Origin of the sequence: Sulfidibacter corallicola (assembly GCF_017498545.1) — a bacterium.
GTDB lineage: Bacteria > Acidobacteriota > Holophagae > Acanthopleuribacterales > Acanthopleuribacteraceae > Sulfidibacter > Sulfidibacter corallicola.
On the sequence record NZ_CP071793.1, the window covers coordinates 2,727,481 to 2,740,828 of the forward strand.

Annotated in this window: 5 protein-coding genes; all 5 read left to right on the top strand. The window is 59.2% G+C overall.

Annotated elements, in window-relative coordinates:
• Window positions 1-411: 411 nt before the first annotated feature.
• The 5 genes from J3U87_RS07790 to J3U87_RS07810 all read left to right on the top strand — a co-directional run bounded on the left by J3U87_RS07790 (window position 412) and on the right by J3U87_RS07810 (window position 13,301).
• Window positions 412-2,064 (top strand): MBL fold metallo-hydrolase, encoded by a 1,653-nt coding sequence (locus J3U87_RS07790; protein WP_237382473.1) that lies wholly within the window; start codon window positions 412-414, stop codon window positions 2,062-2,064.
• Window positions 2,065-2,563: 499 nt separating this feature from the next.
• Window positions 2,564-2,785, top strand: coding sequence for an MbtH family protein (locus J3U87_RS07795; protein ID WP_237382474.1), 222 nt, complete (start codon window positions 2,564-2,566; stop codon window positions 2,783-2,785).
• 290 nt (window positions 2,786-3,075) lie between these two features.
• Window positions 3,076-3,501: a hypothetical protein gene (locus J3U87_RS07800; RefSeq protein WP_237382475.1), complete on the top strand. Its 426-nt coding sequence runs from the start codon at window positions 3,076-3,078 to the stop codon at window positions 3,499-3,501.
• 168 nt (window positions 3,502-3,669) lie between these two features.
• The gene (locus J3U87_RS07805; protein WP_237382476.1) at window positions 3,670-10,713 is read left to right on the top strand and encodes a DUF6531 domain-containing protein; all 7,044 of its coding nucleotides are present in this window, start codon (window positions 3,670-3,672) and stop codon (window positions 10,711-10,713) included.
• A complete protein-coding gene (locus J3U87_RS07810; protein ID WP_237382477.1) occupies window positions 10,710-13,301 on the top strand; it encodes an Ig-like domain-containing protein in 2,592 nt (863 codons plus the stop codon). The genes J3U87_RS07805 and J3U87_RS07810 overlap by 4 nt, the downstream gene beginning before the upstream one ends.
• Window positions 13,302-13,348 lie beyond the last annotated feature (47 nt).

Consider the following 13,348-nt stretch of genomic DNA (forward strand, 5'->3'; position numbering starts at 1 on the left):
ACACAGAACGAGCGTATCAGAAGACGAAAAAAAGATCCAGGGCGAAAGTGCGAAAGAGAACTTACGGAAAATCACCTTGACAACAAAAGACACTGGGATGAAGAATAAAAACGCGACTTGTCGACGTTTCTTTTTGTCCTTGCCACGAAAAAATCACCAAAAATATATAAATAATGAAACCACGTATGCTTAACAACCACCTATAAAACGAACCATTGCGGTTTTTCTATTTAACTCTGTTTTCCAGTTTTTCATCAATGCACATAGGTTTTCCCGTTCAACGGTGCGTGTCTCCCAAGCGACGGCCCATCGCCCCTCCGCTCTTCTGGAGTAGGTCGGTCTGTGGGCGATTCGGTTTTGGAGAATTTTCTCGCGTCGTCATTTTTTTGAGGTTTTTAGGACCATATCACCATGCCCATTCCATCAGAGACCCTTCCCTCACTTGTTTCCAAGGCTCGCTCATCCGCAACCACGTCCCTGTACCTGAAGCCGAACGTCTACATCGAACCCATGGTCAACCAGTGGTATGCGTGGCCCATGTTGATCGCTCCGCATACCGCCGCCATGGTCACCCGCAATCTGCATTTGAAGATCATGGAGTCGTACGTCAAGTCTCCCAAACTCCACGCCAACGCCTTGAAGAACCCCAAGATGCTCGGCGGTCCCTTTATCGATCTGCCGGCCGGCAGGGTCGATCAGGTCGCCAACCTGCTGGCCGCGACAAAGGATCGGTTGTCCGATCTCTGTGCCTTTGCCGACGCCGTGCGCGCCCTCGACGACTTGCTGGCCCGCGAAGCCCAAGGCCATTCGCTGGTTCCGTTGTATGAGAAGATTCCGGCACCGCTACGCGGCTACGTGGAACTCGGCTACGACCTGAACAATCAGGCCTCGATTCGCTTCTTCGAGCGCATGCTCTACAAAAGCCCCTACTATCACCAAGAAAACCAAGGGATTGCGCTCTCGATCACACGTCGCGACGAGCGACCGTTCGTCTTGAGCACGCCGCGTTTTCCAGGCCCCGAAACGCTCCATTACGCGATGCCTTTCGCGAGCGAAGCGATCGACCGCCTGGCCGCCATGCGGCACACGCCGGCGCCCTTGGCGCAACTGGAAGCCTGGCTACCGGAAGACCGCGAGCAACGCGCCTTTTTTTCCAGTCTCTTCACCGAAGCGGAACCGCAGCGGCGCGGTAAAAACCGCGACGATTTGGGCGACGGCCTGCGCATCAAGTACTTCGGCCACGCGGTTTTGCTGTTCGAGACCAAGGATGTGACCGTCATGACGGATCCCCTGGTCAGTTACGACGTGGGCGACCAGCTCACCCCGCGCTATTGTTTCGAAGATCTTCCCGACCGCATCGACTACGTGCTGCTGACCCACGGTCACCAGGACCACGTGATGTTCGAAACCCTGCTCCAGTTGCGCCATCGCATCGGCACCATCGTGGTTCCGCGCTCCGGCGCGGGCTCGCTGCAAGACCCCAATCTCAAACTGGTCCTGGAGCACACGGGCTTCGACAACGTGATCGAGCTGGCCGAAATGGAACCCCTCGAGGTTCCCGGTGGGCGCATCCACGGGCTGCCGTTCCTGGGCGAGCACGGCGATCTCCACATCCACGCCAAGCTGGGGTTCCACCTCGACCTCGCCGGACGCACCGTCGTATGTGCCGCGGATTCGAACAACCTTTCGCCCGAGATCTTCAAGTTGGTCCGCCAGCACCTGGGTCCGGTCGACACGATGTTCCTGGGCATGGAGTGCGAGGGCGCGCCCCTCTCCTGGCTGTACGGTCCGCTGCTGACGCGAACGCTCGAACGCAAGATGGACCAATCGCGCCGCTTCGACGGTTCCGACGCCCGCAAGGGCCTGGAGATGGTCGAGGCGCTCGAATGCAACCGGGTCTTCGTGTACGCGATGGGCCAGGAACCGTGGCTGACCTTCATCTCGAGCCTGCGCTATACCAAGGAATCCAAGCCGATCGTGGAATCCGATCAATTGGTGGCGGCCTGCCGTGCGCGCGGCATCGAGAGCGAACGTCTCTACGGCAAGAAACTGATCCAACTCTAGCGGTTCTCGGTCCTTCACAGGCTTTCATCAGGAGCCCCGGCAGGTGATCGATTCTACGAGATCGATCCGGAGGGGGCCACTCGGATGGAAGGGCCGCGCTGCGCGCCGGTCAAGCAATACCACGCGGTGATTCGCCTCGAAAGAACCGCCGTGCAAAAGACACGAAACCCCCACAACACGAGTGCCACTAACCATGAGCGGGCGTTCGAGCGATGGCTGGAAACCGGACGCGGGTCATTTTCTGTCTCCATATACACACCCAACCCACACACACCGGAAAATGATTCGCGGTAAGGCAACTTCTGTCGCTCGGACGCCCTTTCTCATTGGCCAAGGTTCCCGACCTACATGTCCCCATTCTCGGTGGCGCTATCGCACCTTTTAGGTTTTTTCCCGGGACAGGTGCCCATCCTGCGTGTCGCCGCCCTCCACCTGTGGAGATGCGGCCACTGGATGTGCGCCCTACTGGGTATCTCTCACGATTCCCCTGGAGGACCCCATGAGTGAAACAGAAGCTATTGCAGAGCTTTACACGGTCGTGATCAATCACGAAGAGCAGTATTCCATTTGGCCGCAAGACCGCGAAATCCCTCTGGGATGGCGCGATGCGGGCAAGAGCGGCGACAAGCAGGCTTGTCTCGACTGGATCGACGAGGTCTGGACGGACATGCGGCCCCTGAGCCTACGACGTCGCATGGAGGAGACTGCCAAGGCGGAATGAGCCGTGAACGAGGCGCGGCGGGGCATCGAGAACGTCACACGCCCGCCTCGCATCTTGCGATTCCGTCCACGAAAACCACGAAAACACACGAAAAGAACGCCATGTGACTGACTGGTTCCACCCAGCTTGGCCGTTCTCACCTGACGGCCCCGCCAGGATCCCGACTGCGGGCATCGGATTTCATCCGCGACAGATCCTTGTTTCGGATGGATGGCCCTGCCTGATCGATCCCTGTCGTTTGCCCGCTGGTTCGCGCCTCTCTGGAACCCACGTGGGGCATCCAACCTGAGATGGGTTGGATCGTCGTCACACTTAATCAGGAAGGCAGGAACAAACGAAACCAGGAAAAGCAGGGACACAATCTGCACCCAAATGCCGTTCCTTTCTTGGTTTCCGTTCTTTCTGGATTCCTGCTCTATTTTTTGGAGGAATTACCCAGGCCCTTCGCCAGAAACCAGGCAGGGTATTTCTTTCTCGAAATCGAGCGGGTTTACCCGCAGGTCCGCGCCTCTCTGGAACCCACGTGGGGCATCCAACCTGAGATGGGTTGGATCGTCGTCACACTTAATCAGGAAGGCAGGAACAAACGAAACCAGGAAAAGCAGGGGCACAATCTGCACCAAATGCCGTTCCTTTCTTGGTTTCCGTTCTTTCTGGATTCCTGCTCTATTTTTTGGAGGAATTACCCAGGCCCTTCGCCACAAGCAAGGGTTTGACCCATTGAGGGGCTCGCGTTAGGATAACTCCACCCCTCTTATAGAGCTAAAATTTCCTATTCATTCTTTTTTTCATGCTCATTGGCCATTTACCCGATGCCGTCTTTCATAGGCAATGGCAATGGAAATGAATCTTCGCAGTCAGTTTCACTGGCTTGGAGGATGCTCATGAGTCGCATCTTGGTGCTGTTCCTTTGTTGCAACTTGCTGCATGCACGGGCCGGCAGTCCATGCGATGTGGATGGTTGTGGCGATCTCCTTTTAGGCGACATGCCGGCTCAGTTCTCCGCCTGGTTGGACTCTGCCGCGGACTGTAACGGTGATTCGCACCGTAACATTTTGGATTATGTCTGCCGCATCAACGGCTTCGCCGCAAATCGAGCCCCGGTCTTCGACCCCGTCATCGAGCCATTTCTGGCTGTTGGCGACCTGCTCCAAATTGATTTGATCGCGATCGACCCCGATGGCGATCCGGTAGCACTCAGTGCCGTTGACGTCCCCAACAATGCGGTCTTCAATGCGGTTTCCGGTTCCTTCTCGTTCTCTCCGGAGAGCAGCGATATCGGCCTGAACAGTATGGTTTTTCGCGCCACGGATGGCCTGCTAAACGACCGGTTGACACTGAATGTGACGGTGGACGAGGCGGATTGTAATCTGATCACCCCCACCGTTGCCAGTCCTTCACCCGCACATGGCAGTGCGCAGGTGGCGATCACGCGCGAAACGGTCGTGCGTTTCAGCCGACCGCTCATGGCCGAACCTCTGAGTGAGGATGCCCTTTTTGCAACATTCGGCGGCGTACGCTTGGCCGCGGTAAGGCGGCTCTCTGCCGACCGCCGCAGCGCCACCCTTTTCTACGACGCCAACTTGCCGGCCGGCGCGCGTATTCGCGTGCTCATCGACGGAGACCTGTTGGTGGACGAACTGGGCTGCCTCGTCGATGCCGATGGCGATGGCGAGCCGGGCGGTACCGGCCTGGTGGAATTTGACACGCTCGGTTTGGGGACCGTGCCCGGGACGAGTGTGTGTGGGCGCGTTTTCGCTTCCGAGCAGGTCGTCAGCGAAGGTGGTGGCGAATGGGTGAATCAGCCGCTCGCGGGCGTCCGCATCACCGTGGACGGTCTCGAGGAAAGCGTTTTCGCCGTGACCGATGCGTTCGGCGACTTTCGTTTGGATGACGCACCGGGTGGGTTGTTTTTCGTGCATATCGACGGCACGGCGGCCCTCGGTGGTCCTGAAGGCGCCTTTTATCCCGTCGTTGGCAAACCGTGGGAAAGCATTCCCGGTAGAGAAATTTCGGTTGGCGATGTGTTTTTGCCGCTGATCGCCCCGGACACCCTTCAACCGGTCAGCGATTCGGATCCGACGACCGTCACGATCCCACCTGCCGTGGTTGCCGCGGATCCCAGCCTCGAGTTGGTGGTTCTGACCGTGCCGCCAGGTGCTTTGATCGACGAAGACGGGGGCAGTGTCGGCGTGGCCCCCGTGGATCCCAGCCGGCTGCCCGGGGCTCTCCCCGCCGGCTTGGAGCTGCCGCTGGTGATTACCGTTCAAACCGATGGCGCGACCAACTTCGACGAACCGGTGCCGTTGTGTTTACCCAACCTGCCCGATCCGGTCACGAGCGAGGTGCTGCCGCCAGGTGCCGCCAGTGCACTTTGGAGTTTCAACCACGATTCAGGCGCTTGGGAGATCGCAGGCGGCATGACCGTGAGCGGCGACGGGCTGAGCGTGTGCAGCAATCCCGGGCAAGGCGTACTCGCTCCGGGTTGGCACGGCTCCCGCCCGGGGACCCAAGCTGGCGGAGGCCAACCGGGTAAGGCCAAACCAACGGATACGGAGCCGGCCTCCCATTCCAACAGCGGCAACGGCCGTACCAAAACGCCTCAAGACAATGACAATGCGCGCTCCAACGGCAAAAAGAAAAAGCCCCGCGATCCCTGCGAAACGAATATGCCCAATCAAGACCCCACCGGCACCACCGACCCCGTCCATTACTTTTCCGGTGAATTGGTGCTCCATGTGGTGGACCTTCATATCAAAGGTCGCGGATTCGACTTCATGTGGGAGCGGACCTATCGTTCGAAACACGACATTCGTTCTCCATTGGGCATTGGATGGGATCACACCTACCACCTTTTTTTGGAGGCGGACGGCCTGTTGCGGGCGGTTGCCAACGGCGAGGGCCGCCGCGATCTATACACACCCGTGCCGGGCACGGATAATGCCTGGGCCCGCAACGAAATATTTGCCGAATTGATCGAAAACCAGGACGGCACTTACAGCCTGACCCATGACGATGCCACGGTGTGGGATTTTCTCGCGCTCGATGGCACTGCCGCGGCCGGCAGGATCGCGCGAATTACCGACCGCAACGGCAATACCATGCGGTTCGCCTACGATGTGAACGGGCGTCTGATCACGGTGACCGATACGCTCGATCGAGACATTCAGGTGACCTATGACCCTTCGAACCGAATCGAAGCCATCATCGATTTCACCGGTCGCCAGGTCAAGTACAGCTACCACGAAGCGGGTTCGGTTTTCGGGAACGGAGAGATTGCGACCGTGACATCTCCAGCGGTGACCGGCACGCCCAACGCAAACGACTTTCCCGACGGCAAAACCACGACCTACGCCTACACCACCGGATTTGCCGACGAACGGCTGAACCACAACCTGCTGAACGTCACCGATCCTCTGGGCCAAACCTACCTGTCTCATACCTACGCTGCGACCACCGATCCCGACGATTTCCTCTTCGATCGGGTCGTTCGCCAGGTTTGGGGTGATCCGGACGACATCATCGATCTGAGTTATGTGGATTTGGATCCCAGTCCGCAAAACCGCCAAGCGGAAACCCTCGCCATCATCAACGACCGCAACGGCCATGTGAAGGAACACCGTTTCGACTTGGGCAACCGCCTGATCAGTTTGCGCGAGTACACGGGCCGTGCCGATCCCCAACAACCGACGACGATGACGGAGAACCGTCCAACGGGGAAAGTGCGAATCGAGGATCCGGACTTTTTCGAAACCCATTTCGAGTGGAATGCGGACAGCCAGAGAACGCGCATCATTTATCCCAAAGGCAACATCGTGGCCTACGTTTACGAGGCCGATCTCAACCCCACGGCCTCGTTGCGAACACGAGGAAACCTCCGAACGGTCCAGCGCATACCGGGAGGTCATCTCCCCGCCGGCGACCAGCAAATCATCGAGGAGCGCTACGAATACGACGACGATTTTTCGTGCGGGTCCTGCGGCTTCAACTTCGTCACCCGCCATACCGACGGCCGAGGCAACCTCACCACCCACACCTATGACGAGCGCGGCAATCGCATCCGGACGGAACATCGCATCAGCGGGATCGTCGAAGATTTCGAATACAACGAATTCGGGCAATTGACGGCGGTCATCCATCCGGACAACGGCAGCGGATCCCGTCGCCGCGACGTCTACACCTATCACACCGACGGCCATGAGCGCGGCTACCTACATCGGGAAATCATTGATTCCGAAAACCTGGCGCTGACCAAAACCCACGGGTACGATCCTCTGGGTAATTTGACGGCGCTCACCGATGCCCGCGGCCACACCGCAACCATGACCTACAACCAACTGGACCAAATGGTGCGGCAAACCTCGCGCGAAGTTACGGACGACTCGGGCATTTTCTACATCCGCGACTATGCCTTTGACGCCAACGACAACCTGGTGCGCGAGGACGTACTCAACCTCGACGAAACCGGGGCCTTGGCTGCCAACAGCCACATTAGTTACAGCTACATCTACGACATTCTCGACAATCCCCTCCGGCTGACGAATGAACTGGATCAAACCACCGATCAAGTCACCACCCTCACTTATGACGGCAACCGCAACATCGTACTCAGGGAGTACGGCGAGGCGGCGAACGGCAACCAGCCCGCCAACAGCCAGGCATTCGAATACGACGAACGAGATTTGTTGTACCGCGATATTCTGGCGCCGGGTTTTCCCGAACAGACCACCACGCAAACCGATTACGATGCCAACGCCAACGTGATCAGGCAAATGCAGGGCATCGAAAACACCCCGCGTCTGACCGAGTACGTTTACGACGGTTACGACCGCGTGGTGGAAGAGATCGACGCCATGGGAAACCGCACGGTGTTCGGCTACGATGCCAACTTCAATGCGGTATTGCAGCGAAGCTTCGGTGAAATCACCGACGTGGTCGGCGACACCGACAATCTCCTGCTCGAAGAAACCGCCTATGTTTACGACGCCTTGAACCGGCTGACCACCACGCGGAGGTCCTTCTTCGATACGGCGACCCAGAACCCGATCGGGGACGGGTCTTCCGAGCGGGTGAAGGTCTACAGCGGCTTTTCCCAACCCATCTCGGCCACCGATGACAACGGCAACGAGACCCGCTATCTCTACGACACGGCCAACCGATTGCAAACGACCATCGATGCCGCCGGAAACCAGGAAGTTTACACCTACGATGCCAACGATAACTTGATTATCCAGAGCTCGGTGGAGAAAACCGATTTGGGAGGCGACGACGAGGTTTTTGTACAGATCCTGACCTACGACAACCTGGACCGGCGCATTCGCGTGGAAGACGGCAGCGGTAATATTTCGCTCATCGGCTATGATTCGCGGAGCAATGTCACCCTGCTGACCGACGCGCTCGGCAACGAGGTTCGAGCCCTTTTTGACGGGTTGGACCGAACCGTGGAAATACGGCGCAGCCTGAGCGACGACGGAACCGGGAGCGGGAACCCGCTCGGCGAAATCGTGACCCGCAAAGTGTACGACCACGCCCACCGCATCGTGGCCAGGGAAGACGGCAACGGCAATCTCTGCAACTACACGTACGACGGGTTAGATCGGCTGCTGACCACCACTCTGGCCGACGGCACCATTCACAGCTACAGCTATGACGTCCACCACAACATCATTTCCCAAACCGATGCCAACGGCAGCCGGATCGATACCCAATACGACCTGCTCGATCGCAAAACTCGGCTGGATGTCACTCCTGGCAACGATGTCGACGATGCGACGACCTTCGAGACCTTTGCATGGGACGGGCTTTCCCGACTGGTCCGGGCTGAAAACGACCAGGTGGTGGTGACGCGTGCCTATGATTCGCTGTCCCATCGGACGGCGGAAGCGCTGGACGGGCAAACCACGTCGGCCGAATTCGACGGTGAAGGCAATATGCTGTCCTGCACTTTCCCCGGCGGCCGCAGCCTCACCTACACCTACGATGCGCTCAATCGCCGCAAAACCGCTGCCGATGGCGGCGGAACGATTTACACCCACTTTTGGGCGGGCCCGGATCGCCTCGTTGCCCGGGATCAAGGCAACGGCACGCGGCTCCTCAAGACCTACGACGGTGTTCAGGGTGTCGCCAATGGCAGCGGCGATTTCGGTTTCCGCAAGATTGCCGGAACCCAGCACCTCGTGACGGCCGGAGGCAGCCTGATCGATGATCGTCGTTATGTCTGGGACCGGGTGTTCAATAAAATCAAAGTCGAAGACCTCATCGCCGGCAGTACACGCGACATGGTGTACGATTCGGTTTACCGTCTGCTATCCGTCACGGAGGATGCGGCGTCGGTTGGTTTTGACTACGACGATGTGGGGAATCGCACGGAAGTGGTCGGCGGGGATCAACCCGGCGTTTACACCATGGACGGCACCCAACCCGACCCGGCGGATGCCCAGGTCAACCAGTACAGCCAAACCCCGTTTGACGACCGGCATTACGATGCCAACGGCAGCACACTCCAGGCCGATGGCCCGGTCACCCGCGACTTGAGCTACGACTACGCCGATCGCATGACGGGTTACGTCGGGAGCGACGGAATGACCGCGACCTATACGTACGATGCGCTTGGCCGGCGCGTGGCTCGGGTTGTCGATGACGGCGGCAGTGAAACGACCCGCTATTATTACGACGGCATCCGGGTTATCGAGGAGCGTGATGGGCAGAACCAGGTACAGGCTTCCTATGTATATGGCCATGGCTTGGACGAACCGGTCACCATGCAGCGCAACGGTCAGGACTTTTACTATCATTGCGATGATTTATACAACGTGGTGGCGCTGACCGACGATGGCGGCAATCTGGTCGAACGTTATCGGTACGGTGACTTCGGAACCCCCGCGGTCTTCGATGCGGCCGGGCTGCCCCAACAGGGAACCTCGGTGGGCAATCCCTACTTATTCAATGGCCGCAGATGGGACCCCGAAAGTGGTTTTTATTGGTTCCGCTCCCGCTATCTGGACAGCCAGGCCGGCCGGTTCCTGACCCGAGACCGGCTCGGGACCTGGGGGGATGCCCAGAACATGGGCAACGGCGCCACCTTCGTCGGCAACAATCCCTACTCACGGACCGATCCCTTGGGATTGCAACCCAACCAAGTCCAGGCCGGGACCATTTACGATTTGATCGAGGACGTGAAGGCCCATGAGCGGAATGGCTATATGCTTTTCCAGGTACTGGATAATATGACGGACGAACAGGCGGGAACCTATACCGGTTCATCGTTTCGTTATTTTTATACCGAAAAGTATGGCTGGGTGGATGCCGAACACTTTCTCAATGGCCTGAAATGGGGTTACCAACGAGCGCGCGTCCAGGTCCGCAACATGGAAAGCACCGATGGCTGGACCCAATTTGTCGTGGAATGGGAACTCTGGTGGTCTCGCATGGATGTCATCGCGGCCGGCAATGCGGTCGAATCGTTGCAAACCCTGGGAGATTACACGGTCAATCAAGCCCCTTGGTCGGTGGGTCGCATTAGGTTCGACGGTTATCACAGCGGCATGTCCTGGGAGGACCTGGCCAGCAACGAGGCCGGTGCCGATTTTGGTGTCTACTTCCTGACGCAATGGGGTCTGGATCCAAAACTGTCGCATGTGCTTCGGATTTGGGCAGCGGGTGTCGGTGCCGCCAAACAGAAGGACGATCCAAAATCCGGCTATAAATTCCTGCCGAAGCAAGACCTCTCGGACTACAAAGTCCGTCAGAAGATGGGGCTCAGCCTTTGGAAGGGCATTCCCTTTTTCGGAAGCCTGTCGCCGGATCCGCTGGACAACGGTGCTGCCACCATCGCGCGCAAAAAGGCGTTGGCCGCGGGGAAAACCAAATGGATCAAGGCCAGGGAGCATCGCAACGGGAATCCCAAAAAGAACGGAGACTGCAAATGAAGATGTCATTTCGTTTTGTGTCGATTCCTTTTGCAGCTCTTCTGTGGGTCACGACCGCCCCGTGTCAGGATCGCCTCTTCTACATGGTGGAAGATCGCGACAATGCGCGAGTCCTCCTGCGCGGCACCAGTGATCAACGGGGCATTCCATCGGGAGAGCTGATTCTCGGGGTACTGACGCAATACCGGCTCTGGCTTTACGATCCGATCACCACGCAGATCGGCACGGTCCAGTTCAGAAGCGGCGCCAGCGGCAGTGCCCTGCTGATTCCGCCAGTCAATTTTCGTCAGGCCCTGACGCGCGATACGGATCTCGACGGTCTCCACGATGAGGGCGAACTGGTGGTGGGCACCTCCGCCACCGACCCCGACAGCGATAACGACGGCCTTCTGGACGGAGCCGAACTGGCGCAAGGCCTGAACCCGCTCGACGGGTTCGTGGCCCAGACGGGCGTGATCGCCTCGGCGGATCTGGACGGCAACGCCGTGGACATCAGCGCCTTCGATGATGTGGCGGTCGTGGCTCTGGAAGAACAGGGCATCGCGATATTTAATATTTTCAACGCCATGGCCCCGGTCTTGATCGGCAGCCTCGACACACCCGGCAAGGCTTCGGCGGTGCATCATTCCGGTGGGAATGTGGTGGCCGTGGCCGATGGCGAAGCGGGTTTGGCCGTCGTGACGATGGATGATCCGCCCAACGCGGCCATTTCCCACACCGTGACGCCTGCCGAATTGGGCGCATCGCCCGTGGCAGTGGTGACCTCGAACGGCCTGGCCTATGTGGGCACGAGCCTGAATGTGGTCGCCGTGGTGGATATGGCCAGCGGCCTGGTGTTGCGGCGGTTGGACCTCCAAAACGGCGACATTCAGGACTTGACGGTGGTCGGAGATTTTCTTTATGTCCTGCGCGAGGGCAACCTGCACGCGATCAATATTTCGGGGGGTGGTTTTGACCAGACCCATGTCGTCGCCTCGCCGGGCTCCGTCGGGGCAGGTGGTCGACGTTTGCGCCTGTCCGGCGGAGGCGGTCTGCTGATCGCCAGCCATACTCGCGGCTACAATCTTTTCTCGCTTGACGATCCTGCAACGCCCGTACGTATCGCCGGCGGCAACACCGCCCAAGCCGGCTGGAAACACATGCTCGCCAACGGCAGTGGATTGGGTGTGGCGGCCGTGGGTACCAACAGCACGGATGGCGGTCCTCACGACCTTTCCCTATACGACCTATCCGACCCGTTGCTGTTCGATCAGTTTTTGGCGACCTTCCAAACGCCGGGGATCGCCGAGGCATTGACCCTGTTCAACGGCATCGCGTATGTCGCGGACGGCAGCGAGGGTCTGCAGGTGGTCAACTACCTGGCCTTCGACACCGGTACGACCCCGCCTTCGGTGACCCTGACGACATCCCCTTCCGGCACCGTCGAGGAGGGGAAGCCGCTCCTGTTGGCGGCGGCGGTCAGCGATGACGTCCAAGTTCGCAATGTAGAGTTCTCGGTCGATGGACAACGGGTCGCGACCGATGGCAGCTTTCCCTTCGAGTTCCGGCTCAATGCGCCCCGCTTGGCGACTCAGAGCAGTTTCCAAGTACAGGCTCGGGTTTCCGACACCGGCGGCAATGCCAGCTTCAGCGAGACGCTGACCCTCCAGGTTGGCCCGGATGCGACACCACCAAGCGTCGTCGCCACATCGCCGGCGGCGGGTGAGGCGATATTCGCCAGGGACACTTTGGCCGTCATTTTCGATGAACCCGTCGATCTCGCCAGTTTCGACGGGGCATGGCAGATTTTCGATGCGGGCCCGGATGGCCTGCTGGACACGCCCGATGACGTGATGCTGGCACCGGGAACCGTCGCGCTCAGCGAACTGGGAGAGACCGCGGTCATGACCTTGCCTGGCCTGATGCCGGCCGGTCTCAAGTCGGCTCGTCTGAGTACCGCGATCACCGATACCGCCGGGAACGCCCTGACCGAGGCGTTCGTTTGGCACTTTTTCGTGTTTGAGGAACGGACCACCGGCCTCACTGCCGTGTTCTATGATTTGCCCTCCGATCCTCCCGGGTTTGTCGATTCGGGGTTCGCCGGGTTGACCCCTGGCAATTTCGAAGTGAGGCTGGCGCAGGGGTCGGGTTCCGTCGGCAGCTTCGTCTATCCAAGCGTCAACATGCCGGTGACGCCGTTCGACGGAGATTCCTTCTTTTACGTGGGTGAGGATGGCGTCCTGGAGGGCACCAGTACGGTCGAAGCACCTGCCGGCGACGATATGGCGGTCCTTCCGCCAGGCGATCTGGGTTTTTACGGCGCGACCTTTGCGGGTCGTTTGGTGGTGCCGGAGGCCGGCGAGGTCACGTTTACGGTCGGGGTGGACGATGCATTCGACCTGATCGTCAACGGGCAGACGGTGGTCGAACACATCGGCACGACCAGTTTCCGAGAATTCAGTGGTGCCGTCACCCTACCGGCGGGCGAGGTGTCGCTCGTGCTTCATTGGGCCAATAGCGCGTTCAGCGCCAATTTGGTGCTCAGCGCCCAGGGCGGAGGGCTTCCGGGCGGCGTCATCGGTCCCCAATTCCTGCGGCCGCTCGATTGAGTTGCCGGCAGGGTCAGGATCATCCATACATCGGCCTCGAACGCGAC

Coding starts and splice junctions, on each gene's coding strand:
- J3U87_RS07790 (WP_237382473.1), top strand. CDS start 412: ATGCCCATTCCATCAGAGACCCTTCCCTCACTTGTTTCCAAGGCTCGC.
- J3U87_RS07795 (WP_237382474.1), top strand. CDS start 2,564: ATGAGTGAAACAGAAGCTATTGCAGAGCTTTACACGGTCGTGATCAAT.
- J3U87_RS07800 (WP_237382475.1), top strand. CDS start 3,076: ATGGGTTGGATCGTCGTCACACTTAATCAGGAAGGCAGGAACAAACGA.
- J3U87_RS07805 (WP_237382476.1), top strand. CDS start 3,670: ATGAGTCGCATCTTGGTGCTGTTCCTTTGTTGCAACTTGCTGCATGCA.
- J3U87_RS07810 (WP_237382477.1), top strand. CDS start 10,710: ATGAAGATGTCATTTCGTTTTGTGTCGATTCCTTTTGCAGCTCTTCTG.